General features: G+C 60.2%; 29 protein-coding genes and 1 tRNA gene. 14 read left to right on the top strand and 16 right to left on the bottom strand.

Going from position 1 to position 26,326, the window contains the following annotated elements; all coding sequences use genetic code 11:
- Positions 1-139 precede the first annotated feature (139 nt).
- The 7 genes from ACWH49_RS25315 to ACWH49_RS25285 all read right to left on the bottom strand — a co-directional run bounded on the left by ACWH49_RS25315 (position 140) and on the right by ACWH49_RS25285 (position 4,831).
- A complete protein-coding gene (locus ACWH49_RS25315; RefSeq protein ID WP_448173949.1) occupies positions 140-2,167 on the bottom strand; it encodes a DNA-primase RepB domain-containing protein in 2,028 nt (675 codons plus the stop codon).
- 230 nt (positions 2,168-2,397) lie between these two features.
- Complete coding sequence (locus tag ACWH49_RS25310) at positions 2,398-2,808, bottom strand: antirestriction protein (RefSeq protein ID WP_448173948.1); 411 nt, start codon at positions 2,806-2,808, stop codon at positions 2,398-2,400.
- 66 nt (positions 2,809-2,874) lie between these two features.
- Complete coding sequence (locus ACWH49_RS25305) at positions 2,875-3,018, bottom strand: hypothetical protein (protein ID WP_448173947.1); 144 nt, start codon at positions 3,016-3,018, stop codon at positions 2,875-2,877.
- 1 nt (position 3,019) lies between these two features.
- Positions 3,020-3,271 carry a hypothetical protein gene (locus tag ACWH49_RS25300; RefSeq protein WP_448173946.1) on the bottom strand — a complete coding sequence of 84 codons (252 nt, stop codon included), beginning with the start codon at positions 3,269-3,271 and terminating at the stop codon, positions 3,020-3,022.
- Between the two features lie 225 nt (positions 3,272-3,496).
- Positions 3,497-3,991, bottom strand: coding sequence for a hypothetical protein (locus ACWH49_RS25295; RefSeq protein ID WP_448173945.1), 495 nt, complete (start codon positions 3,989-3,991; stop codon positions 3,497-3,499).
- A gap of 63 nt (positions 3,992-4,054) precedes the next feature.
- Entirely contained in the window at positions 4,055-4,402 is a 348-nt protein-coding gene (locus ACWH49_RS25290) for a hypothetical protein (protein WP_448173944.1), read from the bottom strand.
- A 72-nt stretch (positions 4,403-4,474) separates the two neighbouring features.
- Positions 4,475-4,831 (bottom strand): hypothetical protein, encoded by a 357-nt coding sequence (locus ACWH49_RS25285; RefSeq protein WP_448173943.1) that lies wholly within the window; start codon positions 4,829-4,831, stop codon positions 4,475-4,477.
- Between the two features lie 200 nt (positions 4,832-5,031).
- Here ACWH49_RS25285 and ACWH49_RS25280 point away from each other — a divergent pair, with 200 nt between their 5' ends.
- From ACWH49_RS25280 to ACWH49_RS25270, 3 genes are all read left to right on the top strand, one after another.
- On the top strand, positions 5,032-5,877 hold the full coding sequence (locus ACWH49_RS25280) for a tetratricopeptide repeat protein (RefSeq protein ID WP_448173942.1): 846 nt from the start codon (positions 5,032-5,034) through the stop codon (positions 5,875-5,877).
- 75 nt (positions 5,878-5,952) lie between these two features.
- Positions 5,953-6,399 carry a helix-turn-helix domain-containing protein gene (locus tag ACWH49_RS25275; RefSeq protein ID WP_448173941.1) on the top strand — a complete coding sequence of 149 codons (447 nt, stop codon included), beginning with the start codon at positions 5,953-5,955 and terminating at the stop codon, positions 6,397-6,399.
- Positions 6,400-6,970: 571 nt separating this feature from the next.
- A complete protein-coding gene (locus tag ACWH49_RS25270; protein WP_448173940.1) occupies positions 6,971-7,189 on the top strand; it encodes a hypothetical protein in 219 nt (72 codons plus the stop codon).
- 78 nt (positions 7,190-7,267) lie between these two features.
- Here the strand turns inward: ACWH49_RS25270 and ACWH49_RS25265 are convergent, their stop codons facing one another.
- Positions 7,268-7,672, bottom strand: coding sequence for a hypothetical protein (locus ACWH49_RS25265; RefSeq protein ID WP_448173939.1), 405 nt, complete (start codon positions 7,670-7,672; stop codon positions 7,268-7,270).
- Between the two features lie 262 nt (positions 7,673-7,934).
- The gene (locus ACWH49_RS25260; protein ID WP_448173938.1) at positions 7,935-8,609 is read right to left on the bottom strand and encodes a hypothetical protein; all 675 of its coding nucleotides are present in this window, start codon (positions 8,607-8,609) and stop codon (positions 7,935-7,937) included.
- A 169-nt stretch (positions 8,610-8,778) separates the two neighbouring features.
- On the opposite strand from ACWH49_RS25260, the gene ACWH49_RS25255 reads away from it, so the two are divergent.
- Positions 8,779-9,489 (top strand): PEP-CTERM sorting domain-containing protein, encoded by a 711-nt coding sequence (locus ACWH49_RS25255; RefSeq protein WP_448173937.1) that lies wholly within the window; start codon positions 8,779-8,781, stop codon positions 9,487-9,489.
- A 235-nt stretch (positions 9,490-9,724) separates the two neighbouring features.
- Here ACWH49_RS25255 and ACWH49_RS25250 read toward each other — a convergent pair whose 3' ends face one another.
- Positions 9,725-10,546, bottom strand: a complete 822-nt coding sequence (locus ACWH49_RS25250) for a hypothetical protein (RefSeq protein ID WP_448173936.1) — start codon at positions 10,544-10,546, stop codon at positions 9,725-9,727.
- A 297-nt stretch (positions 10,547-10,843) separates the two neighbouring features.
- On the opposite strand from ACWH49_RS25250, the gene ACWH49_RS25245 reads away from it, so the two are divergent.
- The 7 genes from ACWH49_RS25245 (at position 10,844) to ACWH49_RS25215 (ending at position 16,107) form a co-directional block, all read left to right on the top strand.
- Entirely contained in the window at positions 10,844-11,578 is a 735-nt protein-coding gene (locus ACWH49_RS25245; protein ID WP_448173935.1) for a hypothetical protein, read from the top strand.
- Between the two features lie 76 nt (positions 11,579-11,654).
- Positions 11,655-12,836 carry a hypothetical protein gene (locus ACWH49_RS25240; protein ID WP_448173934.1) on the top strand — a complete coding sequence of 394 codons (1,182 nt, stop codon included), beginning with the start codon at positions 11,655-11,657 and terminating at the stop codon, positions 12,834-12,836.
- A gap of 13 nt (positions 12,837-12,849) precedes the next feature.
- Complete coding sequence (locus ACWH49_RS25235; protein ID WP_448173933.1) at positions 12,850-13,341, top strand: hypothetical protein; 492 nt, start codon at positions 12,850-12,852, stop codon at positions 13,339-13,341.
- Positions 13,342-13,354: 13 nt separating this feature from the next.
- Positions 13,355-14,104 carry an NYN domain-containing protein gene (locus ACWH49_RS25230; protein ID WP_448173932.1) on the top strand — a complete coding sequence of 250 codons (750 nt, stop codon included), beginning with the start codon at positions 13,355-13,357 and terminating at the stop codon, positions 14,102-14,104.
- A gap of 64 nt (positions 14,105-14,168) precedes the next feature.
- The gene (locus ACWH49_RS25225) at positions 14,169-14,807 is read left to right on the top strand and encodes a hypothetical protein (protein WP_448173931.1); all 639 of its coding nucleotides are present in this window, start codon (positions 14,169-14,171) and stop codon (positions 14,805-14,807) included.
- A gap of 47 nt (positions 14,808-14,854) precedes the next feature.
- Positions 14,855-15,661, top strand: coding sequence for an endonuclease NucS domain-containing protein (locus tag ACWH49_RS25220; protein ID WP_448173930.1), 807 nt, complete (start codon positions 14,855-14,857; stop codon positions 15,659-15,661).
- A complete protein-coding gene (locus ACWH49_RS25215) occupies positions 15,658-16,107 on the top strand; it encodes a hypothetical protein (protein ID WP_448173929.1) in 450 nt (149 codons plus the stop codon). Before ACWH49_RS25220 ends, ACWH49_RS25215 begins: the two co-directional genes overlap by 4 nt.
- Here the strand turns inward: ACWH49_RS25215 and istB are convergent.
- Both istB and istA read right to left on the bottom strand, forming a co-directional pair.
- Entirely contained in the window at positions 16,093-16,890 is a 798-nt protein-coding gene (istB, locus tag ACWH49_RS25210) for an IS21-like element helper ATPase IstB (RefSeq protein WP_448170693.1), read from the bottom strand. The two genes, ACWH49_RS25215 and istB, sit on opposite strands and share 15 nt — an antisense overlap.
- Positions 16,880-18,445 (bottom strand): IS21 family transposase, encoded by a 1,566-nt coding sequence (gene istA / locus ACWH49_RS25205; protein WP_448170694.1) that lies wholly within the window; start codon positions 18,443-18,445, stop codon positions 16,880-16,882. Before istA ends, istB begins: the two co-directional genes overlap by 11 nt.
- A gap of 206 nt (positions 18,446-18,651) precedes the next feature.
- On the opposite strand from istA, the gene ACWH49_RS25200 reads away from it, so the two are divergent.
- Complete coding sequence (locus tag ACWH49_RS25200) at positions 18,652-19,581, top strand: nuclease-related domain-containing protein (RefSeq protein ID WP_448173928.1); 930 nt, start codon at positions 18,652-18,654, stop codon at positions 19,579-19,581.
- Between the two features lie 90 nt (positions 19,582-19,671).
- Complete coding sequence (locus tag ACWH49_RS25195) at positions 19,672-20,217, top strand: hypothetical protein (RefSeq protein WP_448173927.1); 546 nt, start codon at positions 19,672-19,674, stop codon at positions 20,215-20,217.
- 613 nt (positions 20,218-20,830) lie between these two features.
- On the opposite strand, the gene ACWH49_RS25190 is transcribed toward ACWH49_RS25195, so the two are convergent.
- Positions 20,831-21,475, bottom strand: a complete 645-nt coding sequence (locus ACWH49_RS25190) for an AbiU2 domain-containing protein (RefSeq protein ID WP_448173926.1) — start codon at positions 21,473-21,475, stop codon at positions 20,831-20,833.
- A 321-nt stretch (positions 21,476-21,796) separates the two neighbouring features.
- Between ACWH49_RS25190 and epsI the strand changes: the two genes are divergently transcribed.
- Entirely contained in the window at positions 21,797-22,489 is a 693-nt protein-coding gene (gene epsI, locus ACWH49_RS25185) for an exosortase-associated protein EpsI, B-type (protein WP_448173925.1), read from the top strand.
- A gap of 890 nt (positions 22,490-23,379) precedes the next feature.
- Here the strand turns inward: epsI and ACWH49_RS25180 are convergent.
- The 3 genes from ACWH49_RS25180 to ACWH49_RS25170 form a co-directional block, all read right to left on the bottom strand.
- Positions 23,380-23,643, bottom strand: a complete 264-nt coding sequence (locus ACWH49_RS25180) for a hypothetical protein (RefSeq protein ID WP_448173924.1) — start codon at positions 23,641-23,643, stop codon at positions 23,380-23,382.
- A 376-nt stretch (positions 23,644-24,019) separates the two neighbouring features.
- Positions 24,020-24,095 (bottom strand) — tRNA-Asn (locus tag ACWH49_RS25175).
- Between the two features lie 34 nt (positions 24,096-24,129).
- Positions 24,130-26,289, bottom strand: coding sequence for a TonB-dependent siderophore receptor (locus tag ACWH49_RS25170; RefSeq protein WP_448173923.1), 2,160 nt, complete (start codon positions 26,287-26,289; stop codon positions 24,130-24,132).
- Between the last annotated feature and the right edge of the window lie 37 nt (positions 26,290-26,326).

Here is a 26,326-nt window from a genome sequence, read left to right as displayed (position 1 = left end):
CCGGCGACTTGGTCAACGTGGCCGAGGCCCTGCAGCGCGAGGATCGGTGGAAGGGCCTGGACCCTGCGGACGCGGCGCTGGAATGGCTTCGGCAAGGCATTCCGGCGGGTGATGTTGCCAAATCGGCAAGGCCACGCGCTTAGCTATCAGAGGTGCGATTTGCAATGCGCTCGTACCACTCGGCGTACGGGGTGTTTCGAGCCATCCGGCGGTTGTAGTCGGGGCTGCCGTCGGTCCACCACACGGGCCCGCGCTCTCCTAAGCTGCGTTTCGCCGCGTCGACCGCTGCTTTTGCCTTGGCCCGATCCTCAGGCGGCCGCTTCCCTCGAAGCTTGCGTCGAGCGTCCATTAGTGCTTTGACGAAGCGTTCTCTTTCGCCGTCCGTAAGGGCGGGATTGGACTTCGCACAAATAGGTCTTCCCGCTCCCGTAGGTCGACGCACGAACGTGAAACGCAGGAGCAATCGCGAGGGTAGGGCGCAGCACGGCCGTGAAGATTGCCGCGAGAGCTGCGGCTTCATCATGCTCTCCGACGAAATGAAACTCGGCCAGCAACTCCTTGAGCTGGGCCATAGGGCGTGGGCGCCTTCGAGTGTCGGGACGCCCATCTGAAACTGGCGCGAATCGAACACGCCGAAGCGTTGGGACGCGTGGTCATATCCGGGCTGCGAAACCAGAACGCCGTCAGCTTCCCGGTAGAACGGCTGGCGCGCGACACCCTGCAGAACCGGCAGATGCCTGTAGGCCTGGCCTTCGAGCAGAACCTGAACGTGCCGATGCGGCGGATCGGTCGCGACCCAATCGCCGAGTCGGCCATCGAACTTCTGCCAGCCTGTGATCCGCGACAGCTCGCGAGTCAGGGCCGGGTTGCTGAGCGGCGAGATGGCCGGGTCGCCAGTGACGGGATCGGTCTTGATGCGGGCGATGATTCCGCCGGATTGGAAGAGGTTGCCTCCCTGGGCCAGCTTTGCTTCCGCAGCATCAACAACTGCGTCAAGCTCACCGTTCACGATGTAGATCTCGTCGAGGTTCTGTGCGTCGCGCTTGGAGACGCCCAAGTGCTTAAGCAGTTCACCGATATGCAAGTCGCCTCCGTGCGAGTGCTGGCAGCAAAAGCCTCCGTACGGGAACTCCGCCGAGGGCTCGAAGTACACGGTTCCGCCGTCGTGCGCGTCCGTGTGCTCGTTGACCCACGGGCACGAGATGTCGTGCTTCCCCTGGCCCAACGGCGCTTTATAGAGGTCGTGCGCCTTGAGCGCAGTAATCGTCGGGTTCTCCTCCTTGCCCGGCAGGAGCACCTGTTGAGCATCCTTCACACGCGCCGTTGGCGACCGCTTCGCCGAAGTCGCTGGGCCTGCGACTGTCAGATTGAACCGCTCGATGATCTGCGTAGTCGTAAAGCGACGCGCCGGGTTCCAGCTCGCGAGGCGGCAGCGAAATGGTCTGCCGAAATCGTCGAGGTACTTCCGCTTCGCATTCACCCCCTGGGGGAGGCGCGCCCAGCGACTGGCGGCGCCTGCGGAACCCGGGTCGCACAGGCCAGCGTTGATCAGCGCCTGAAGCAGGGCGGCCGCTTCGTCAGCCTTGAGCAAGGGCTCGTCGAGGACCAGCCCGGCTTGGAAGTTGCCGGGACTCGTCTCGATCAGCCATGTCGGCTCGAAGCCCGCGAGTTGTTCGTGGGCGACCTTGGTGCCGATGTCGTCCAGCATGAACAGATGGCAAGCGGCAAAGCGCTCTTTGCGCGCGTTGAACGACCCATCCGTACCGTGCCGGAAGCTGGCGCAGTTCAGGTAGTTATTGTGATCGGCCCGCAGTCGGCTGTTGCCCTGATTCGCGGGAAGCGCCCGCCAGCCACCGGTCGTCGGGTCGCCGTGTTTCGTGCATACAGCAGGCGACGCGCCGTTCGGTACGCCCGACATGATCGTCGCAATGAAGTCGGCATTCGAGACGTTGAGAGCACCACCTTCGCCAGGTTTGCCGACATCGTTCCGGCCGACTACGAGCGATGCGGCTGCAGTGGCATCGGTAATAGGGTCATCGTTCGCGCTGAGCAGCAGGCTTCCATTAGCTGGCAGCGAAATCGCAGCAGGTTGACCGGGGTCGGTGGTCGAGATGGAGAAGGATGCGCGGTTCAGGTCGTCGTTATGTGTATTCGTCAGATTTTGCATATAGGTTGTGGGCGAGTGCGTCCCCGGAAGTCTTGCGACAACCGAAAACGCGGTTCTGTACTCTCCGGTCAAGCGCCCTTTTTCTGGGTGGGTAGCTGCTTGCCATAGAGGACCAAAATGAACGTCTCGCCCCGCCTTACGCAATACACATCGACTGCAGGAAGCAACGGGGAAGGGCAGCGATTCTGGTGGAAGTTTTCGCCGGTTGCAAGACCCGCGTGAAAATAATTTCAATCGATCGCCGCCACGATCGCACCGGCTTCCGGGTGATCGAGCGAGTGGGCGCGCAGCAAGTGGAACTGCTCCGAGTACGCCTCGCTAAACGCCTCGTATCTCGCGAACGAAAGGTGGCTCAGCGCGTACAGGCACGAGGTGATGCCGAACGCGTCCGCCGACATCGCCCCGTCAAAGCCGTTCGCGGCAGCGACCCGGAGGCGCCCGTCTGACCTTGGCGCCATATAGAAGCCGCCGTTGCTGAGCCCGAAGAACGCCCAGTCGCCGCCGCTGTAGTCGGCTGACAGTCTGCGAGCGAACTGGCAGATCGTCGGCTCGAGTCGGAACGGGAAGTTCAACCCGAACACGCGGCCGGTGAATTGGACAGTCTGTTGTGGGGTGAGCTCTTCGCGGTAGATAGTGGTCATGATGAAACTCCAGACGCAAAAAAACGGCACAAGGCCGATGCGGTGTGGGTGGGAGGGGGTGGCAGGTCAGTCAAGTGACCCCGCCTGGTCGAGGTCGAGTCCGGCCAGGTGTGCGGCCTCGGAGGTGAGCGCCTGCGGGCACACGTCGTCGGAGAGGTCCCAGGACAGAACACGGTCAAGAGCGGCAAGAACGAACGGGTCAATTTGCATATCAGTGATCCTTTCTGTTGAAGAGTGCTACCCCGCCCGCCACCAAGATCAGCGGAAGGGCGAGCAGCGGGCACACGAGGAGGGCCGCCACGAGGGCGACGGGGAACAGCCAGCGGCCGATGCCCAGGAACAGGCCGAGAACGCAGGCGAGGAACAGCGAAGCGATGAAGTGATCTCCTTGGGGTTGGATTGAAGGAAGGCGGTAGAGCCGGCGAAGGCGGTGTGACGCAGGCGGAGCGGCCGGTGCTGCCATGGCGGTGACAGGCGGTCCCGGGGGCGTCAGCAAAGGGCCGCAAGGGACGGCAACCCGAAGTGGCTCGGTATTGGGCCGGTATTGGCCTTGGTGCTGGGTGGTCCGTCTAGAACCCTTTGCGGTTCAACGACTTACTGACGGCTGGTCCGGGTGAGCGCCGGACGCCTTGTCGAGCTGTGAGGACAGCCCGCTATTGGGGGGCCAGTCAGAGAGCGATGCGACGCATTACTTTCTCAAGGGCGCCGCTTTCTTGCCGGCCGCTGCAGCCTTCACCGGCTTCACCGCCTTCGCCGCCTTCCCAGCCGTCCCCGACGAAACAATCAGCGCCTGCACCTCAGCGATGAAGGCCCTCCCATCGAGCCTCTCGTAACACCGCTTGTTGGTCTCCATGCGCCGCAGCAGGCCTTCGTTCTTCAACGCGGCAAGCAGGAACCCTGAGGTGTTTGCCGAACGCCCCTTGAGAAGCGGTTCCAGGGTGAAACAGGTGATCGGCTTGTCGCCGTGCTTCTCCAGGACGGAGACCAGACGGGTCCATGGGATCCAGTCGTCGTTGAAGTAGCCGGCCGCCGAGTTGGCGCAGATCCGCAGCATCACTTCATCCTCGGCGCTTGCACCGATCTCGTAGCGCAGCTTCGACTTGCCCGACAGCGACGGACAGCCGGCAGCTTTCAAGATGCGCACATCGGACGGCGCAGCTTGCGTGTGATTCCTCTTTGACATCTCTTCTCCTCGGTTGGTTGGGGTGGTTGGGGTCTTCCAAATAAGATGCTGAAACGTGCGCAGTCAGCCGAAGCGCACCAGCAGGGCGGTTCCACCGAAGTGCGTTTTGATCGCCTCAACGGGATCAACGATGTCAATGACCGTCACTCCCAGAGTGGGTAGCTGGTCCCTTGCTCGATCGATGTAAGTGGTCAGCACGAACGCCGGCTTTCCGCGGTTCTCGACCTGGACAGCCGTGAGCCCGATGAGTGCGCCGGGGTGAGTCCGCAGCAGGTCGATGAGGGCGAGCGCCTCCGCCTCATCCCGAGATAGCCCCCCGTCGAACTCGATGATCCCGGCACGCTCCTCGAACTCGTACCGCCGCTCCACGTCCAGCAGATCTAGCAAGTCAGCGATTAGTGAAGTGCTCATGTGAACTCCAGAAATGAAGAAGCCACCCGGAGGTGGCCTAAGGGGGTGAAGCTGGTGAAGGTGGCGGCGCCATCATCGGGTTGTTTCCAAGTGCGCTGAACACATCGAGAGCAACCGAGGATCGACACCTGAGGCCTTCGAGATGAAGACTTCGATCCCGTAGCCATCGTCGCTCACAACGAAGACCAGCTCGTACCAATCGGGGTGATCGGCGAGCAGTTCAAACGGACGGGTAAGGATCGGGAAGCCGAGTGCGGTGTCGATCGCCTCCAACAGGTCCCCTGGCTCAATGACGATGAATGTCACGAGTTCGGCCAGGTCGTAATCGTCGAAGCCGGAGGTGAGGGACGCGACGCACTTCTCCAGCAGTGCGTGAAGGTGAAGGTCAGGGACAGATGCGAGGGACTCGTAGTCCCGAACGACCTGCATAGGCAATCTCCTTTGTGAGGGGCAGGATGGTGGGTGGTGGGCGGCGGGTTTGAGCTCCTTGGTGAACAGACGAAGAAAAGCGCCCAGGGTTTGAGACCAAGGGCGCGGCTAACTGGGGGCGCCGTCAGGGCAAAGGACACCGATTGCTTAGCGACGGGGACTAAGGCAGGATCGAGACGTTCTGTCTTTCAGGATCCGCGATGGAGATGCTCGACCCGGCAAGGCACTCGCCAAAGGAACTGGAGGGCAAAGGACTCGTGATTGCCGGGTGCCCTTACGTCGTCGGAGCGCTCTTCCGCGAGAGTGAGCAAGGGTTTGCCCACCACCTTACGAACCTGCGTTCGGGTCTATCGCTGTATATCGTGCAGCTGCGGTATTGCTATCAGGTCGATCCAGCGGACGCGACGGCGAAGAGCAAAGTGAAGGCAGACCTCACCCGTGAGCTTCGTACTGGAATCATGAAGCGAGGCGACGACCTGATCGTGGACCCGATTCGGACGATTCAGATCGGTGACATCGCGGTGGAGCTGCACGAGTTTCAGCATGGGGATATGCGCATTCCTGCGGATGCCCTCGATTACGGGAAATCGCTTCGGTGGCCAGATGTAGTTGCATCTCTCAATCCGGCTGTTGACTCCCAACCGAATAACACTCAGGTTCTGGCTTTGCGCGCACGTGCTCATCAGCAGATTGGAAACTGCACGTTCGCAGTCCGCGACATTGCTGCTGCACGCGCGATTGAGCCGAATCTTTCCCGCTACCGTCTAGAGCAGATCGAGTACGCACTGCATTCGGGCAACCTTGCAGATGCGCAGACCTACCTCGATCAGTTCAAATTGGACTTTCCAGGTGAGCGTGACGCCGACTCGTTCGAGTTTCACATTGCGATCCGGCAAGGCCGGTGGGATGCAGCGGAACTAGTTTTGCGCGAAGGGGCTCTGCCGTCGTCGGAGGTTGAGCGACTTGGCAAGTCTCTGGTGGACGTACGACGAGCAGCAAGGACGCTGCGATTTCGTTCTTGGTGGTCCAAGATTCGCAGCAGATAGTTTAAGGAATCTTGCTAGTTTTCCGCCGGTGCTAATCTCGGGCATCTCCATTGCAACCCGCACAGCGCCTTGCCCATGCCAAACTTTGCCGCCTCGCTGAAAGCCGAACTCGCTCGAATTGCCCGAAAGGAAGTCCGCGTCGAGATCGAGGCGCTCAAGAAGGCGGTTGCCGGCCATCGTGCCGAGATCGCATCGTTGAAGCGGCGAGCCCAAGCTGCGGAACAGGCCCTCAAGCAGGTTCGAAAGGCGGTGCCGGCGGCTGCTCCGAAGGCGCTTGAGGACTCTGCACCGCGAATTCGGCGGTTCAGCCCGAAGACGTTGCAAGCGCAGCGCATGCGCCTGGGCCTGTCTGCGGGTGACGTGGGACTGTTAGTGGGCGCCACTAGCCAGTCGATCTACAACTGGGAGCGCGGAAGTGCAATCCCGCGCCAGAAGCACCTTGCGGCTATTGCTGCGCTGAAGACTCTCGGTAAGAAGACCGCAGCTGCTCACCTAGATTCACTTCGCCAGACCGCAGCGTGAGTTTTTTTCAGGCCGCGGGATGAGCGCACGCTTACGTTGCTCGCGACCTGAGTTCTTAGGGCACCGCATCCAAATAGCCATCGCTGATTGCATGGATCGCTCGTGCGGAGTGACGAGTCGACCCCGAGGGGAAGCTTAAGCACTTCGCACTATTTCTTGCCCTTGTACCTATTCGCCCTCGCGGCCGCCTCTTGGATCGCTTTCTGGTCCGTCACGTTGTACCCGTAGGTGCTTGGGTCAGGCACGTCATCTCGTTTCGCGCCCCATGTGGCCAGCAGCTCGGGCTTTGGTCCGGAGTGATCCGATGGACCGATTCCAACGCCCTTATGCGCGAACGCCGGAGTGCCTGACGGTTGCGCCTCTGCCTGACGCCATGCAGCAGGGTCCGCGAAGGTCGCACTGCACCCGCTGCAGCGATAGAGGCCGCTGTACGTCATCACTCCCACGTCGCTTCGGTGGGTCAATCGGCGGTAGCTGGCAGACCCGCATAGACGGCAACGATAGGGGGTCTTCACGGGCTCCATCGCAATACTGTACATCCATACAGCACATACGATACGATGAGGCGCTCATGAACATGAATCAGGAGCGACAGATGGACCCGCACGAGTGGACGTGGAGGTGCGCCGAGAAGCTGCACCAGCAGTGGCCAAGAGTGGGCCCCGGCGACTTGGTCAACGTGGCCGAGGCACTGCAGCGTGAGGATCGTTGGAAGGGGCTGGAGCCCGCCGAGGCCGCTTTAGAATGGCTACGGCAGGGCATCCCGGCGGGCCATGTGGCCGGTGCCTAGCGGAAGAGCTCACACACGTAGTTCGAAGTCATAGATGCCGCAGTCGACTCCGTCGTCTGGCTGGCGAACGTGCAAGCATCAATCGGTGGAGCCAAGAATGCGCTCTACCGGCAGCTTTGGAATCGGCCTGGCGACCCAAGTGAACGGCTTCTCGTGCCGATTCGAAGTGACCATACCGAATCTTTCAAGGTAGTTGAGCAGCTCCATGCTGAAGTAGTTCGATCCGGGCGATGGATATTTGTCAGGCAAGCCCATAGAGCGGGCGAGTTCCGCAGCTGTCATGTGGGGGCTAAGCTCGATTGCGCGATGGACTCGCAACAGGAACGCGAGAAATACGCGATCGTCGTCCTCGATCTCTCGCGTCGTTTTTTCGGCTTCAGTGAGGGGAAACATCTCGTCGGCAAGCGCTCGAAGCTTCTGAGCCTCGGCTTCAAGAAGATCGGCGCGTTCGCGCAACGCGGTACGAAAGACAAGGTTGCTCATGGCGACGGTTCCAGAGGGTTTCAACAAGAGGGTCAATTCCGTTCAATGCTAAGGTGCATGAAGGCACCGCACGCGTTGCATTTCCAGCTGGGAGATTCATCGTGCACCGTACAGCCACCGAGGATGATCTCGCCGCGTGCAATCGCATCAGTATCGATGCTCGACGGATAGCCGTACATGATCGTGGCGATGCTGTCGCTCCCGCAGGTGGGACAAGTAGCAGGCTTTGTAGAAGACGACAGTTTCATAAATGCTTCCACGTTTACATCGGCGCAGGCTTGGCGGTCATCTCAGGAGCGGGTTCACCTGGGAATATTACGATCACCCGATACTCAGGCTCGGTCCCCCACTGCCTCGTCCCGAGCAGCCAAGTGGCCACGAATGACTTCACAGTCACCCTTGCAGCGTCCCTCACGATCTGATCGTACTGAGGACTCAATGCACGGGCCTGCAACTGCCCGGTCATTGTCTTCTCAAGCTCCCTCAAGTTCTCGTTCTTGTCGAATCTGGCCCAACCGCTCTCCGTGTACTTCTCGACGGTGGCAGTGTCGAACGCGACGGGCAGGGACGGCTTGATCTCCGGTGATCTCACGACGGCCGTCTTGCCGCTGATCGAGACCGGCCACTTCTTCTCCATCTCGATGTAGTAGCGGTAGGTGACGCTTGCCTGAACGTGCGACTTTGTCCGTCCGAGTGGTAGCTCTCGCCCGAAGACCTCCATGGTGGACTCTCGGCTGAACCGCTCTTTTGCCTTCACGGTCGCAACAGTGAGCTCGCCCCCATTTGTCGAGATGACGATCGGAGCTTCCGGCGTAAGAACCGATGTGTCGACCTTCGTAGTTGGTCCGAGCTGTGTGTTGTGGTACCAATACAAGCCTCCTGCAACTGCGGCTGCAACGAGAAGAGCCGGTGCGGTGATGCGAAGATCGATGTGCAATGTGACGCTCCTTTGGCTTGTGGGGTAAGGCAGTGGATGCGGGCCGGGCATGGATTGATGTAGCGCGCGCTGTGCACATCCCTAGAATAGAACGCCATTGCATGGAGGGGGTTTCTCCACGGCGAGCCACAGTGCATCATGCGTGCGTTGGCAACTTCTAGCTGTACCCATGAAACTTCCCTCCCTGCAACTCCTCAGTATTTGCGCGATTGGCCTCTCGACTTCCTTGCCGATTTCGACGCAGGCTCAGTCCGTCACGAACGGATTGACCTACACCTACTATTTCGATGGGGATCGTTATCCTTGGGATGGCCCGGCAATAGGCTTTGCCAGCGCGGGGACCCTCGGGAGCCAGACTGCATTCGGTCACTCAGAGTTTGATCTGGCGGGGAAAACGTTCGGCAAAGCCGTCGTGTCTTTCCGACTGGCTGGAGCTTACTGCGGCAGCTCAGAGTGCCTGCCAGGTTCGTCTACTGTCTATCTGGGCGTTTATGCGGGCGACAACCTAGCCAAGCTACCAGGCGTAAACGCACCCCCGTTTGACAATCCCGGATCGAACGAATTCGGTCAGGAGTTCGCGAGCTTCTCGACCGGCAACGATGGACAAGGCAACAGCCTGCTTGAAGTGGGCCAGACCTTCTCGTACAACGTGACGAACTTCTACAATCAAGCGCTCTTGAACGGTGACCTGGCGCTCGGTATCGGCATTCAAGCGACGACTCCCTATCGAACGACCTTTGCTTTTGACAGTTTCACCCTGACCGTTTCGCCGAACGAGTTCACGCCTGCTGTGCCGGAACCGGAAACCTACGCACTCCTCCTAGCAGGATTGATCGTCACTGGCGCGGTCGCACGTCACCGCGCCCGGTCCAGAGCCTGAAGACTCAGTGTCGCAGCCATAGGCGGAGAAGTCCTAGTACGACAAGGACAATCAGTAGCACCAGTACGACTACAAGTGCGACGGGAGTGGTGCGCTCCTCGGTACCTTTGCCCCAAGTTCGAGGACGACCAAGCTCTCGCCGGAAGTCTGCTCGCTCCTCGTAGCCCTGGTGTCGACGAATGCGATCGCGGTGGTAGTCGCGAGTGTCAATAGCCATGCAGTAGGACCGTATGCATCACGGCTTATCGGGCAGCTTCGGGGCCTTCTCGACGCGCTGCATCATTTCCTTGCCGCTCTTGTAGACCCTTCTTGCCGTCTCGCCTACTGCGTCAACGGTGCTGCTCATGGCGTTGCCCGTAGCGGTTGTTGCATCGGTCAGGACTTCCCCCACCCTGGTACTCGTAGACACTGCAACACTTCGCGTCTCTTCAAGGGCGATGTTCGCATGTCGCTTTATCGCCAACCCTGCGTCGCTAATCATGTCGACTGTGAGGTGAGTGACATCCGACAAGCTCCGTCCGAAGAGGGCGGCTTGGTCGCTGATGAAGGCCTTGAGGTCTTTAGTGAACTTCGAGTCGAACATTTCCTTGGTCTGCGCGATCACGAAGGCGATGATTGACTTGATCAGTTGGATGCCGATTTCGAGACCGGAAGAGAGTTGCGCCAGGATGTCGTTCCGCTCCTGGTCCGATAGCGCCGTCCATCCATAGACGATCGCCCCGATGGCTGCGCATGCCATCGCGATGGGATTGCTCAGGGTGGCGGCAGTCGCCATCGTTGAGAGCGCGGCTAGCGTGTTGCCCAACAGAAACTGCCCGACTGCGATGATCGTGACTGAGCTCACGTAGGCGAGCCCGAAACCCAGCTTGGCCATCTCCAGAACACGACCGGTTCGTGAGACGGTTGGATTCGCCGAGGCCTTCATCTCTTCAATGTGCTTGTCAATGAAAGCGTTGACGTCAGTCGCAATCCCATAGAGCGCCTTAATCGCCGTCACTATTGGCGCAAAGGCAAGGTTATTGAGCGATCCAGGACCAGGGAAGGGGACGGTCGTCATGACTGCCTCAGTGATGAAGTTCAACTCGATTCTTGGGCGATTCTCTTGACTGCCAACCACCGATTTCGGGGGGTAAGGCCTGAAAGCTACGCGTCGCCTTTGTAGGGATGGTCTTCGTTTACGGCCGCTGTTCGAACGACTCCACGACAGCTGATCCGCGACTTCTCGCATCTAGTCGCGCTTGTTGCGATTAACCCCTCGTACTAGGGGGCCGCGCACGGACACAGTCAGATACATTCCCCGGGTCAGTGGGGATGCGGGTCTATCCCTTCAATGCAGTTCCCAAAGGGAGACCCGATGCGCTTTCGCAGCCTTTTCACTCTTGCGGCCGTCTTGTTCGCGTCGGGGTGCGCCTCGATCGTCAACGGCGTCAATCAACCTGTCTCAGTGGTCGCCAAAGCGGCCGACAACACGGACGTCGTCGGAGCGCGATGCACGCTGACCAACAGCAAAGGGGAGTGGTACACGACCACGCCCGGGTCAGTGGTGGTCCACAGGGCTTACGGCAACATGGGCGTCAACTGTGTGCACCCGACGTCCGCAGGCGTGGCATCGGTGAAGTCGACGACGAAGGCGATGGCGTTCGGAAACATCATCTTCGGCGGACTCATCGGGGTCGGCATTGATGTGGGTACGGGCTCGGCATATGACTATCCCGACCTGATCTCGGTGTCCATGATGTCATCGATAGGGGGAGTGACCCAATCGCCGCAAGTATCAGTAGTCCAAGCTACAACCGCGGCACCCGTTCCCGCCCCGCCTCCGCCCGCTCCCGTGGCGGTGGCCGTAGCGCCGCCTATCGCCGCGCCTTCACCACCTTCACCTGCTTCACCGGCTTCTGTCCAGGGCTTGAAGGGTGGGCAGGATGGATTCAACGCAGAGCGGCTGGCGAAATCGCAGTCGTGCAGTGCTATCCCGCGAGCGGTCCTGACCGGCAAAGGCCCTGGCTTCGAAACCTACAGCGTGGCATGCGAAAGCGGAGATGCGCTATCGATGCGCTGCGAGTTCGGCAACTGCCGAGTTCTGAAGTAGCAAGCTCTGTCCCTGGACCACTGCAACATTCTTCCCCTGGAGTGCGCGGCCCGCGGTCTTTATAACGGAGGCAACGATGTCGTATGGCGAATTTCTCCATGTTGATCGAACGGGTGCCACTGAGCTATGGACCCGGTTGCCGCTCGGAGACATTGGAGGTCGAAACGAGGCGTGGCTGCGGGATTTATTGCAGAGCGATCCGAGACTCATACCCATTGCTGACATCGATTCAAGCTTCGGGCCATTGACTCCGGTTTGTACAGAGATGCATGTCGGTTCGGGATACATCGACAATGTTTTTATCGATGGACGCGGGAGACTGACACTCGTTGAATGCAAGCTTTGGAGTAACCCGGAATCTCGCCGGAAAGTCGTCGCGCAAATCCTCGACTACGCGAAGGAACTGTCGAGGTGGTCGTATGCAGATTTGCAGCGTGAGGTGAGTGCGAGAACCAAGCTGCACGGAAATGTCGTGTTCGACTTGATCAAGGCTAGCCATACCGATCTCGTGGAGCAACGCTTTGCCGATTCAGTGTCGAAGGCGCTGCGAGCAGGTCGCTTCCTGTTGCTCATTGCGGGAGATGGCATTCGCGAGGATGTCCAGGCCATGGGGGAACTGATCAACCGAAATGCAACAAGTGGCTTCTCTTTTGGAATGTTCGAGGTTGGCCTCTATGAGGGTCCAGGCAAAGCTCTGCTCGTGCAGCCTCGGTGCGTTGCTCGCACTCAGATCATCCAACGAAGCGTCGTTGTACTTCACGAGGGAAGACTGGAGCTGGTAGACGAGCTGTCGGAGAACGAAGACCCCCAGGACTCGCCGGCAGCTGAGGCCGCAAAAAAGGTGCACGCTGAAGCTGAGGCGTGGTGGGGTCCGGTCTTAATTGCCCCGCTGGATGATCCTGAACAGCCGGCGTTTCGATATCGCTGGCCGCACAACATTAGAGGTTCATTGCCGTGGCCAGGTACCTGGATAACAGGTTTTCGCACCACGGGGGCGAAGGCGACCCTTGGCGTGTTTGTTAGTGGTCAGGAGGTTGCGCGGACAGAGCTGTTGCGTGCTATTGCTCCCGAAATTGACCAGATTCTGGGAGCTTTGCCAGAGGGCGCCATCTACGAGGAAGGGAAGACTCTTGAACTTTCACGAGGCTGGAGCGAGTTTAGAAGCGACGACGAGCGACGGGACTGGCTAGCCACAGCAATCAATGCCTTTGTGAATCAGCTTCGGCCGCGAGTCGAGCGACTGCGCGAGAAGGTGTAGGGGATTCGAAGCAATGCCTAGCGAAAAGCAACTTGATCAAGCATTCGATGCTGAATTGCGCGACAACAGCGCATTCCTTGCCTGGCTCACAAACAGGCTAGCCCACGGACAGACCTATTCGCGGTGGCATTGGTCTCGCGCGAACTACGCATGGGGAAAGGTGAAGCTGCTGCTCCCCAACCACGTTACCGGTGCGCTCGAGTCCGTGTGGCGGGAGGGGGAGACGGACGTGCTCGTAGTGCTTGAGGGAGCCGAGGGAGGTCGACTTGGGGTTCACATTGAGAACAAGCGCGCGACAGGCTCGTTCACACCCTTTCAACCCGACGTCTGTGCTGCACGGGCGGAAGCCTGGGTTGGCAATCCGAAGTACGAGAGCTATCACCAGTGGGAGACTGTCCTGCTGGCACCGCGAGCTTTCTATAAGCGAAACGAGCTTGAGGCGCGAAAGTTCACCACCTTTGTTCCGCACGAAGAAGTGGCACCTTGGGTACCGCTCTTCGGCTGACATTCGATCTTCGATGAAGCAGCCGTCAAGTGTCGATGCGAAGGTTGCAGTCCTGGTGGACTGTGACAACACAACTCCGGAAATCCTTGAGCACGCGCTCCGAGTAGTCGCGCAGTTCGGACGCGTTGTGCTGCGCCGCGGATACGGCAATCATTCGACTCTGGCCAACAAGTGGCAAGAGGCCTTGGTCCGGTTGGCCTTCACGCCGTGCCTTCAATACCAGTACGCCCCAGGCAAGAACACTGCCGACATTGCGCTCGCGCTTGATGCGTTGGAGGCCATGTTCGATCATCGCGCAGATACGTTCTGCCTGGTCACAAGCGACTCCGACTTCGCGTACCTCTGCCGGAAACTGCGTGAGCGCGGGGCGACGGTTCATATCGTCGGAGAGGCCAAGACCCCAGATGCTCTGCGCAATGCCAGCGATCAGTTCTTCGAGTGGGTGCCCCCGGAGCCCTCTTCAGAGCCGTCCGACCCGGCAAAGCCCAAGATCGCAGCTGCGAAGCCGTTGCCCAAACGTCGTCCGAAGGCCTTGATCAGCGCAGTCGTACTGCTGGCAGCAGACACGCCGGATGGTCGAGTGGGACTTGGTGCTCTTGGGCAATACATGAAGCGTACTGATCCAGCGTTCTCGCCGAAGGCCTTCGGACATTCCGCGCTCTCAGACATGGTGCGAACGTATCCTGACCTAGTCGTGACGCAGCAAGACGGTTCCGGATTTTGGGTGAGTCTCAAACCCAGACCAGAGTCGATCGAGACATGACGCGCAGATGAAGCTTCGCTAAGAAGCTAGCTTCCCTATCAGTGAGTGACAAACGCCCATTCGCATGTATGAACTGCACCCAAGCCAAGAACTTAGAGACGTGTTTCGACATCGACCATATCAAGGAGTCGAGCCCGAAGCCGCAACCTTCCTTTTTGTCGGGCTCGACGCGAACTACGCCCGCGATCTTGAGCACTCGGATTGCTTTCGCAGCGTGCTGGAGTACCACCGAGATGGCGCGGCGTTCTGGCGTCGGTACGGAGTGCACCATCCATTCCTACTGCCTAGCTATTGTGGTGATGGCCGCCGATACCACCGAGCATTCGCCCGTATCGGCTTTACGCAGGCTCATGCAGACAGTGTTTCCTTTGCTGAGTTGCTTCATGTCCCAACTGTCGGAAGGAGCGCTCTTGCTCCTCAAGATCTCGATCCCGCGCATCTGAATAGACTCAATTCCGCCATTCTTCGCGGCAAATCCAAGTACATCTTCGTCTCAGCAGGCGTCGGGCGACTTATGCGGGCAAGCGGCGCTTTCCCTTGGCTACCGAACGAGGCGCGTGCGACTTCGGGGCCGCTCGGCATCCTCTACATCGAAGGTTCCCGAACGGTGTATTCGCACCTTCACTTCTCGAATTACGGTAAGTTCGAGCAGCGACTGCAACTGGAGGCGTTGGCGATCGCAGCTCTCCTGCCTCACGCCTAGATCACCACACTGCGAATCAACACGGGGCAAAGTGCGCCTCGACTTTCTTGGAAGCGATCACTGTGCCGAAAACAATCTATGAGAAGCCGACGCGGGCGTTACTCAAGGACATGCTCGCCGATCTGGGGCTTCAGCCCGGCCAGGTCTTCACGAGCAGCCGAACGGTGTCCTGGTTCGCAGAGCACTATCCTAAGTTGAAGCCAAACAGCATCCGCGCTCACTTGGTCCAGGCTTCGACCAACGACCCTAGTCGGCTGCATCACCCGTCTACCAATGCCACGGATGATCTGCTGTTCAAGGTCGCGTCTGGGCAATACCGGTTATACGAACCAGGCAAGGATCCGACACCCATTCACGAGCTGGTCCAAGGCGACGTTGCAATCGAAGAGGAGTTGACTGCGACGGAAGGGGAGGAGGACGGCGAGGCTTCACCTGGATCCACTGAGTTCCTCCTTGAGAGGGACTTGCAGCGCTATCTTGCTGACAACCTCAACTGCATCGAACAGGGGCTGATGCTGTACGAGGATGATGGAATCAAAGGCCTCGAATTCGAGGCGGGTGGCGGAAGGCGCATTGACATCCTTGCTGTTGACAAAACAGGCGCGCTTGTAGTGATTGAGCTGAAGGTTTCAAAGGGATATGACCGAGTCGTGGGGCAACTCTTGCGCTACGTGAACTGGGTGCGCATGAATCTCGCCGAAACTGGTCAGAGGGTGAGGGGAATCATCGTATGCAGAAACATGTCGGACGATTTGCGCCTCGCATGCTCAAGCATCAAGGACGTTGAGTTGCTCGAATACCAACTGTCTGTCACGGTGTCGAAGGTTCCGCCCCTCGGCATCAACGGCGGATGATCTCTGACGTCAACGCGTCAGAAGAGATTGAGTTGAAGGAGTTTCGTGTGTCAACACCGCAAGTAGCTCGTACGCTGATGAAGCAGTTGCAGATCCAGCACGTCATTGCCGCAGTGCAGCGAGTTGATGCTGGCGAAGGTGGCGGGTTCTCCGAGTCGACCAAGTACGACCTCTTGCTCAACGGAAAGAGGTACGCGCCAAAGCGAGTCGTCGGGCTCGCCCTATACGAACTGTCCGGCACGCCGTTTGGACCCTACGCGTTCAAGGGCGGAGAGGCTTCGCTCTGCTTTCGTTCGCTGCAGAGGCTCGGTTTCGATGTTGTCGACAAGGAGTGCAAGTCCTATCCCGTGGGCGAGGCTGTTGAGTTCCACGTAATCCTGACCCGCCTTTTCCATTCAATAGTGACCCACCCGTATTTGAGCCCCGCGGGCTCACGTTGTGGATAACTTCTTGGTCTTGGACTCCTTCTTGGGTTGGGTTGGTTGGGCTGAACTGTTCTTGAAGCGGTAGCTGTCGTTGCCGGTCTCCAGGATGTGGCAATGATGCGTGAGCCGGTCCAGCAGCGCCGTCGTCATCTTCGCATCGCCGAACACGCTGGCCCACTCGCTGAAGCTCAGGTTGGTCGTTATCACCACGCTGGTCCGCTCGTAGAGCTTGGACAGCAGATGGAACAGCAACGCCCCGCCTGACGCGCTGAACGGCAGGTAGCCCAGCTCGTCGAGGATGACCAGGTCGGCGTACATCAACCGGTGCGCGATCTGACCGGCCTTGCCCGTGGCCTTCTCGAGCTCCAGCGCATTGACCAGCTCGACCGTGGAGAAGAACCTTACGCGCCGATGATGATGCTCGACGGCCTGCACCCCGAGCGCAGTGGCCAGGTGCGTCTTGCCCGTGCCCGGCCCGCCGACGAGCACCACGTTCTGCGCATCCTCTAGGAACTCGCATCGGTGCAGCTGACGCACCAGTGCTTCGTTGACCTCGCTCTGCCCGAAGTCGAAGCCTGCGAGGTCGCGGTAGACGGGCAAGCGCGCCAGCTTCAACTGGTAGGCCACCGAGCGCACCTCGCGCTCCGCCGTCTCCGCCTTGAGCAGCTGCGACAGGACCGGCTGCGCGTCTTCGAAGGCGGGTGCACCTTGTTCGGCCAGTTCCGCTACCGCGTGCGCCATGCCGTGCATCTTGAGTTCGCGCAGCATGATCACGATCGCCGCGCTCGCAGGGTCATGACGCATGGCAGTTCTCCTTGGCCGCGTAGGCGTGCACAGCGGCCTGGGCCTTGCCCCGCAGCGCGTCGTAGCGCAGCACGTTGGCCTGCGGCTCGTTGACCAGGCGCAGAGCCTGCGGCGCGGTCACCGGCGGCGCGGGCGGCTTGCCGTCGAGCAGCCGGTGAAGCACGTTGAGCACATGCGTCTTCGTCGGCACGCCGGCTTCCAGCGCCAGCTCCACCGCGGCGAGCACGGCCTGCTCGTCATGGTGCAGCACCAGCGCCAGGATCTCCACCATCTCCCGGTCGCCGCCGGGTTGTCTGAGCAACGAGCCTTGCAGCCGCCGGAAGCCCTCGGGCAGCTCGGCGAACGGCGCGCCGTTGCGCAGCGCTCCCGGCTTCCTCTGCAGCACCGCCAGGTAGTGGCGCCAGTCGTAGACGGTCTGGCCGCTCGTGTCGTGGCGCCGGTCGATGATGCGAACGTGCTCGCACACGATCTGGCCCTCGGCCGCGACCACGAGCCGGTCGGCATAGGCCCGCAGGCTCACCGGGCGGTTGGCATACGACGCCGGCACGCTGTAGCGGTTGCGCTCAAAGTGCACGAGGCATGTCGGCGAGACACGCTTGGTGTGCTCGACGAAGCCGTCGAAGGCGCGAGGCCGCTCCATCAGGAACGCCTTCTCTTGCGCCCACACGTCGGCAACGGTGCCGGGCAGCCTGCCGTGGCTGATCTCGGCCCACAGCGCCTTGCAGCGTTGCTCGAGCCAGTCGTTCAAGGCGTCCAGCGTCGGGAACGCAGGCGTCGGTTGCCACAGCCTGTGCCGAGCGTCGCGCACGTTCTTCTCGACCTGGCCCTTCTCCCAACCGGAGGCGGGGTTGCAGAACTCGGCCTCGAACAGGTAGTGGCTGACCATGGCCTGGAAGCGCGCGTTGATGTCGCGCTCCTTGCCGCGTCGAACCTTGTCGACGGCGGTGCGCATGTTGTCGTAGATGCCGCGGCGCGGGACGCCGCCCAGCACCTCGAAGGCGTGGTTGTGCGCGTCGAACAGCATCTCGTGGGTCTGCAGCGGGTAGGCCCGCAGCAGGAACGCCCGGCTGTGGCTGAGCTTGAAGTGCGCAACCTGCAGCTTGGTGCGCTCGCCGGCAATGACGGCCCAGTCCTCGCTCCAGTCGAACTGGAAGGCCTCACCCGCGCCGAAGGTCAGGGGCACGAAGGTGCCGCGTCCAGTGGTCTGCTCGACCTCGTGCCGCTGCGCGGTCCAAGCTCTGGCGAAGGCAGCGACGCGGTTGTAGGAACCCGCGTAGCCGAGCACGACGAGGTCGGCGTGCATCTGCTTCAACGTTCGCCGCTGCTTGCGCGACTTGGTCGCCTCGGCCTTGAGCCAGCCCGAGAGTTTGTCGGCATACGAGTCGAGCTTGCTCGGGCTCGCGCGCTTCGCGTACCGGGGCTCGACCGTACCGGCCCGAAGGTACTTCCTGATGGTGTTGCGAGACAGGCCGGTGCGTCGGGCTATCTCGCGGATGGACAGCTGCTCGCGCAGGGCCCACCGCCTGATGACACTCAGTGTCGCCACGTCAATCACTCCTACTGCTCCCTGCCACTCAAAGCAGCAGGTTAGGGTTCTTGCGTGGGTCAGTTTTAAATGGAAATCAGCGGGGTCAGTGGATCACTTCTGGATGGAAATCAACAATCTGGCATTGCTGTGCGCCAACTGCCATCGAGTGGTGCATGCGAACCGACCGTGGCTGACTCTGGAGCAACTGCGAGCGGCGATCCGTTCCTGATGAGATGACTGCCTTCGCAATTCAAACCGCTCTCGTTCTCGGAGTCCTTGCTACGTTTGCCCTCGGGCCAGGACTGGCGATCGCGTTTCTGATCTTGAGGAAGCGACGACGGCGCGCACGAGGACGATCCCCGATCGGCATCGACCTTTTGCGGACCCCGGGACACACCGTCAGGGAGCAGCTTGATGAAGCAATGACCGATCTGATCTGGGATGTGATGCTTCTCAGCCTGATGCCGATGGGCTTTTTGTCTGTCTATCTCGCGCAAGGACATGTCATCGGGCTCCCAAGGATGGTCCCTTTGATGCCGTTGTATATCGGAGCCGGCTTGCTCATCATCGGTGTTGTCATCCGAAAGATGATCAAGTCAGGTGAGCGCATCGACAACCTAAGAGCTGGCTTCGATGCCGAGCTAGCTGTCGGCCAAGAGCTGGACAAGCTGATGCTCAGCGGCGCTCGGGTGTTCCATGACTTCCCCGCGGAGAACTTCAACATCGATCACGTCGTCATCTCGGCTCAGGGTGTTTTCGCGGTCGAAACGAAGGGCTACACCAAGCCCGGGGACATGAAAGGGAGGGACGGGGCGACAGTTGTGCTGGACGATCAAGCGCTGAGGTTCCCCCACTGGACAACGAGTGAGCCCCTAGAGCAGGCCACGAGACAAGCGAAGTGGCTGTCGAAATGGATGGCGAGTGCGGTCGGTAAGCCGGTCTTCGTGACACCGGTGCTGGCATTGCCCGGGTGGTATGTGAACGATCGACGGAAGGCTAGATCCGAGCTGGGGGTTTTCGGTGGTAAGGCTTTGGCGTGGCTGCTTGATGAACCGAGGCACCCCCTTAGCCCGCAAGACCTGCAACAGGCGCTCCATCAGGTGTATCAGAGGTGTCGAACTGTGGTGCCGACTTATCGACGCGACCCGGAGAAGGCTCGATAGGCGCTCAAATTCAGCATTACTTCTCAGTAAAATAGTGTGACGCTCATCGTAGCAATGGCTCCGCGAGGTATCCCAGTAATAGTTGGGGACTTGATCCTGTCCGGCCCCACTTCTGAGAAGCGTTCGGCCGTCTATATTCCAACACTAGGAGATGTTACTGATTTCTTCGGTGACTCGGGTTGGGGCATACACGGTTTGCGACAGAAAATACGTGTAATAGGACCAAAACTTGCCATCGCATGGACGGGATCATTGGTCGGAGCAGGAGTCGCGATTCGAAACCTCGCCACTCGCTTCGAGACGGCAGATGTTATTGAGCCAGAAGCACTAATCGCGATGTTGCGCGAGACGCCGGAATTAAAGGACTTTCCCGCTTCGTTCGTCGGCTGGATATCCGTAAATTCAGGCTTTATACAGTTCAGCTATGGCGACGACATTAGGACTTGTACATCGAGCGTTCTGGGGAAAGTGGCATTCGGCGGAAGCGGCGGCGATGCTGTGAACAAGATCTCGGCATTGTTTTCTGCCGCGTCCGTCGACTCCCGAAGCGGGCAATATTCGCCTTATTCAGTCGCTCCGGGTATGGCGGCAGCCTTCGCATCCCTTCTATTGCGAAGCAGAGCAAGCGGCTGGTGATATGGCCACGGACTATACGAAACGCTTTTGGTGGAGGGTACGAAATCATTTCGTTCCGCGATGGCGGCTTTGCAAAATATACGGATTTAACCTACGTTTTTTGGGAGGCAACAGTTTTAAACGAGAACGTCGATCTCGTTCCTATTTTTATAGTTGTTCAGTCTTACGTCGGTGACACGCTTCTGATTCGTCGACTTGGCATCGTTGGTGCTGATAACTCGCAGGTTGCGTTAACCGGTATCGATACGTATCCAGTATACCCAATAGGGATGGTCGCTGACCGCATTGAGGTTGGACGCTTGGTGGCGTTAGAGGTTCTTGAATCCAGGTCGTTTTGTAATTGTGTGATCGTAAACAAGGGACCAATCCTCACTCATACCATTTTCAATGAAAGCGAGTCTCCTCAACTATATTTCGAAACCACCGACAATAACAGTAGCTTGCGGTATACGCCCAAATTTGCGATGACGATGAGCCGAGCATTCTACCAAACCGCGAAGGGCATTCGGCTCTAAGTGGCAATTCGAACATAGGCAGCCCTGGGGTGGATGTGTTGTCTGGAGCCAAAGCAGCTGCTTAGGAGCTCGGCAACGAGCGCTGCATCGCTCATTGGCTACGCATCGTCCCATTCGTCCGGCTCCTCGAATAGCGTCTCCGCCGCGAGCATCTTCTTCTTGTATTTGAGGCCCCACTTGAGCACGGTGATTAGAGCTTCGCCATCCTCCTGCAGAGCAACGTGTTGATAGCCGATCGGGATGCCCTCGTAGTACACCTCGATCAGATTGAGATAGGCCTCGACAGCTAGTAGGCTGTTCTTGATGTCCTTGTAGTAGATGTCCGGCAGCTTAGTGAGTCCCTTTGCTTGCTCTATCGAATAGTGCGCGATCAGATTATCCCGATGCTCTTTGAATGGCGCTGCTAGCGAAACAAACGCTATGAGCGCGACAGAGCATTTAGAAGCAAACTCTTTCGACTCATTGCCTTCCAGAAGCTTCTGCATGTACAAGAGGGAAGCCGTGCCTTTCGATTTATCAGCAAGTCGCGCGAGGCTAAGCAACAGTTCGTCAATCATCACGTACTGCAGGCTATGGAAGAACGTTCCTGCAACCTCGTTTAGGAGGTCGACACGCTTCTCCGTATGGTCGTAGAGCTGCGTGAACAGCAACCACCGCGCAAATGCCCACTGGACTTCTTTCGCTAGAAAGTCGTAGATTTCCTTTACCTGGGGTGGCCAAGTCTTCTGGGGTGAATCAGACATGATTGTTCGTGCTTAAGGGAGGTATTGCGAGGACGATGCAGTGCCCGGTGAGGCATACACGCCCGTCCCTGACGCCATGCGTTTGTATCAGGATCGCCGCGCTCGACTTATCGTTCCTCGGGTGCGGCGGAGCAAAGAACGATACATAGATCTGGATCGATTGAAGATTGATTGAGGAAGCGTGCTTGTGAGAGCTCCAAAAACTGAACAATGGTTCCGTTTCCATGGCATCGCTTGCACTTCTTCGAGAGGACGATCTGCATAAGACAGCCTTACGAGCCAATGATCGTGCAGAATGCCTCAAACCGTTAGGAAGATGCCATGAACAAGAACCGACGAGCCATCACCCTGGGCGTGGCGATGTGCGCGACCTCAGCGACGTCATTTGCTCTTAGGCCCGGGCCCGTGGACCCGACGAAGCCGCCACCGATCATCTTAGACACCGCGATCCCTGAGCAATTCGGCGAATGGGCACCGATGCCGAATCAACCTGTGCAGGTTCTGGATCCTGCAACGGTGGAACTGATCAGAAAGCTCTATGGGCAGGTCCTCACGCGCACCTATCTCAGTAGAGATGGGTATGGGATCATGTTGTCGGTGGCTTACGGGGCGGATCAAACGGGCGGACTGACTGCGCACAAACCCGAGGTTTGCTATCCCGCACAGGGGTTCAAGCTTGAGGCGCTGTCACAGGGCTCTTTAGCGACCCCGCTCGGACCTGTGGCGGTTGTCCGGCTGGAGACCACTCTTCGAGAGCGACATGAACCTGTCACGTATTGGTTCACGCAGGGAGATCAGGTCGTCAAGAGTCAGTTGGACAGACGAGTCGCACAGATTAGGGCGTTTCTGACTGGACAGATCCCCGACGGCATTCTGTTTCGGGTGTCCTCTATCGACAGAGCGCCGAAGAACGCGTTCGCCCGTCAGCAACAGTTCGTGGCCGACCTCGTCCCGTTCCTGAAGGCCAAGGATCTGAAACGGCTTACGGGATTGGCGCCGGCAACAACTGCCTAATCCCCGCGCCGCCCTCGCGATCCTAAAGAAAAAACCCCCAGGTCGTTTAACTTGAGGGCTTCGTTTGTTTACGTCCCCGTGGCGCTCAGTCGTCGGTAGCATTTAAATAGTAGGAGCAGAGGAAGTGAGCACCTGACCCCTTAAGGCCCAAGTTCTCGGCCCTCTACTCTGAACTATTGAACCCGTCGGCGTTTCGCTACGTTCCACAGGTCACGTTGGAGCGAATGCTGGCCGCACAGCCATGTCTTCAGGTGCCAAGCCAAGTGCTTGCGACTCCCCTGGGCCTCTTGTTTAGCCACATAGTTGGCGATTTCCGGAGATTCGGCCACCACTGCCTCCATTGCCTTCAGTCCGATGACCGCTACAAAGAATGGGCCCGCAGACGGATTCTGTGCAAAGGAAGCTTCGATTTTCGGCCAAGCGATGTTGTGGAAGAGGTGCGAATTTCGTTCCGACGAGTCGGCACCGGCAACAGGAGGGGTCCGCCACCGAGTACGAAGGCGACCTTTGCTTTCGCCCACGTACCGAATTGAACCCGAGCCGTCAGTGAGCAGGTAGAGGACTTGGCCGTCCGCTCTGTACACGGCCTCATCCAGGATGCTCCAGTCTGCCGCGCGCCAAGGACCGAGTCGGAAATCGTTCGGGTTATCCCCCATACGGCGTCGCCAGGTCTCAGCGCGAAGTCCATCGATCCGCAGCACTGGGCGTGCGGCCTCGATTACGGCACGTAGTGTTCCAGCGCTTGGTTGGGAGTCGCCCGCCGTCGTTTGAGGCGTCGTAGTCATCAGTTGCCTTTCGAAGGTGCAGCGCGACATGCCCTGCTTCAAGGCTTACTGTCGGCCGGCCGTCTTGGCGCAGTAGCTGGATCAAGTGCGATAAATCTGGTGGCATCACGACCCGTCAATCTCGGAGGCGCGCTTGCGCAGGACTTCCTCCACCCGCCACTTCTTTGCGATCTCGGCGCTCATCGAACTGAGCTGTGCGACCGAGAGTCCGGGAAAGAGCTTGGCGGTTGCCCGACTCAAAATCTCCGAAACCGTCGACTCACCGGGCGCGCCGTCAGGTGATTGGGCGTCCAACAGTGCTCGAAACGCTGTCCGAACAGATACCCGTGAGAACCAGGTGGCACCATCCTGAGCGATGGCTTTGCGCAAGAGCTCCACTTCTGCATCCTCGGATACGAGTGAGCGGCGCCGACCTCCATGCGCTGCTGGCGGCGGCTGTCCGCGCATGAACCTATTCCTCGCTCGCGATGTCCAGTGACGATCCTTGCCGATTGCCGCTGCCGTCTCTTTTAGATTCAAGCCTAGAAGTGGCAACAGTGTCGCCTGTGCCGCTTTGAGGGAGTCAAGATTTGTGGCCTCCAGGATTGCCGCAATGGCCCTCAGCTTTGTATCAACCGACTCAGCTGGTGGACGACCCATTCTTTGCCTCCATGCAATCGACCGAACTTGACTCCGACCCGAGCGCGCTCATCAAGAAAAAAGCCCCCAGGTCGTTCAACCTGAGGGCTTCGTTCGTTTTCTGTCTTGGCTCCCCGACCTGGGCTCGAACCAGGGACCTACGGATTAACAGTCCGGCGCTCTACCAACTGAGCTATCGAGGAACAGCCTCGCATTATAGCTGGCTTTTACAACGGGTCAGAGGTCGACCTGCATCGACAGGCGGAAGGTGCGGGGTGCGAGGGGGTACAGGTAGACGTGGCTGAACTGGTACGGGGACTCGCGCCAGGCGCGCTTGTCGAACAGGTTGTCGACGCCGGCACGCCAGGTGGTGCGCACACCGGCCACCCGAGACTCGTAGCGCAAGGCCGCGTCGACCCGCGTCCAGCCGGGGATGCTCGCGCTGTTGTCGGGCAGGACCATGCGTGCGCTCTCGTGCACCAGGCCGGCCTGCAGGTTCAGGCCGGGCAGGGCGGCGACGTCGTAGGCGGCCTGCAGCTTCAGCGTGCGCTGCGGCACGTTCGTGGGCTGCTTGCCGTCGATCGTCGGATCGGCGCTGCCCTCGACCTTCGCGCGCAGCCACTGCGCGCCGCCGCGCAGCGCCCAGGCGCCGCGGCGCCAGCCGGCGCTGGCTTCGACGCCGCGGTGGTGCGCGGAGCCGTCCAGGCGAGTGGTGCAGGTGGCGTCGGCATCGCAGCTGCCGAAGTCCTGGGTGCGCGGGCGGCGGATGTCGAAGGCGGCGAGGTTCCAGTCGAACGCGTCGCTCGCGCCCTTCAGGCCGATTTCGGCCTGGCGGCTCTTGGTGGTGAAGACCTCGCCGGCGTTGCTGTAGCGCGGGCGATTGGTCACGACGTTCGACTCGACGCCCTGGCCCCAGCTGGCATAGACCAGTTGATCCCTGGCAAACGCATAACTGAGCGCAATCGAAGGCGTGACGAACGACTGCGCGTAGTCGGTCGGGCGCGAGCCGTCGGTGCGCACGCTTCCGCGCTCGATGCGGCTGTGGCGCACGCCGAGCCATGCCGTGGCGGCGTCGGTGAGCGCCACCGCGTCGCGCAGGTAAAGCTCGGTCGAGCGTTCGCCGCGGTTGGTGTTCTCGTCGGTCAGCGACGGGTCCGCCGACGTGAAGAGCGTGCCCTCGACATTGCCGGTGCCGACGTAGTTGTAGGCCTGCTGCTGGAAGCGGTTGCGCACCCGCGACTGCAGCACGCCGGCCGTCAGCGTGTGGGCGATCGCCCCGGTCTGCAGCTTGCCTTGCAACGACAGGTCCAGCGCGTCGGTGCGGCGGCGTTCGTTCTCGCTGCGGAAGTCGTAGAGGTCGTAGGTGCCGTTCGGGCAGTAGCGGTCGGCGTAGTAGGTGCCGTCCGGCGCCGGGTTCGGATCGAAGCAGCCGAACGGGAACGCGAGCCGGTCGTCGGTGCGCAGCTGCTGCGTGGCGGCGTGCGCGACGAAGCGCCAGGCGGTGGAGAGCCGCTGCTGCCAGCGCAGCGATGCGGTGGTCGCGTTCATCACCACGGGCAGCGACCAGGGCTGGTTGTTCAGGCTCAGGCGCGGATCGCCCGGGGGCGGCACCGTGTCGCCGAGCATGCTGAACCCCGGCTGGCTGGGCTGCGAGCGGCGACTGGTCTCGATCTCGGCTTCGAGCAACGTGTCGGGCGAGACGCGCCAGTCTCCCGCGAGCGCGAACAGGTGGCGTCGGCCTTCGCTGTCCCGCACCATCGGGTCGAGGTGCGCGGCGGCGGCATTCAGGCGCACGCCGAATGCGTTGTCGACGCCGAAGCGCCGGCTCAGGTCGAACGCAGCGGTCACGGTGCCGGGCTGGCGCCATTCGAGGCCGATCGAGCTCAGCGGCGCGTCGAGTGGGCGCTTGACGACGTAGTTGACGAGCCCGCCCGGCGCGCTGGTGCCGGCCTGCATGCCGCTGGTGCCCTTGAGGATCTCGACCCGCGCCTTGTTGTCGAGCGGGATCGAGGTCTCGGCGTTGATCGGCAGCCCGTCGCGGCGGAAGTTGAAGCGGTTGTCGATGACATAGCCGCGCACGGTCAGGAAGTCCCAGTAGCCCTCGGCGTTGTAGGCATCGCTGACGGCGGGATCGGCCGCCGTCAGGTCGGACAGGCGCTGAACGCCGCTGTCCTTCAGTTGGGCCGCGTCGAACACGCTGGCCTGCACCGGCGTCTTGGCGAGCGGGATGTCGCCCCAGCCGCTGACGCTGGCAGGCGGCGTCGCGCGGCCGGTGACGGTGACCGGCTGCAGTTGCGCTGAGTCCGGCGCGGTCTGCGCCAGCGCGTGCGTCGCAAGCAGCCATGCGGCGGCGGCGATGGGAGAGAGGGTAGGGAGTCGTGCGGTCAAGCGTGCCATCGTGGGTCCGTGGTCGATGGCAGGGCGGCGGGCCTGC

It is taken from the genome of Rhizobacter fulvus (assembly GCF_964020785.1).
The sequence above is the reverse complement of the archived record's forward strand: the minus strand, read 5'-3'. Positions and strand labels throughout refer to the sequence as shown.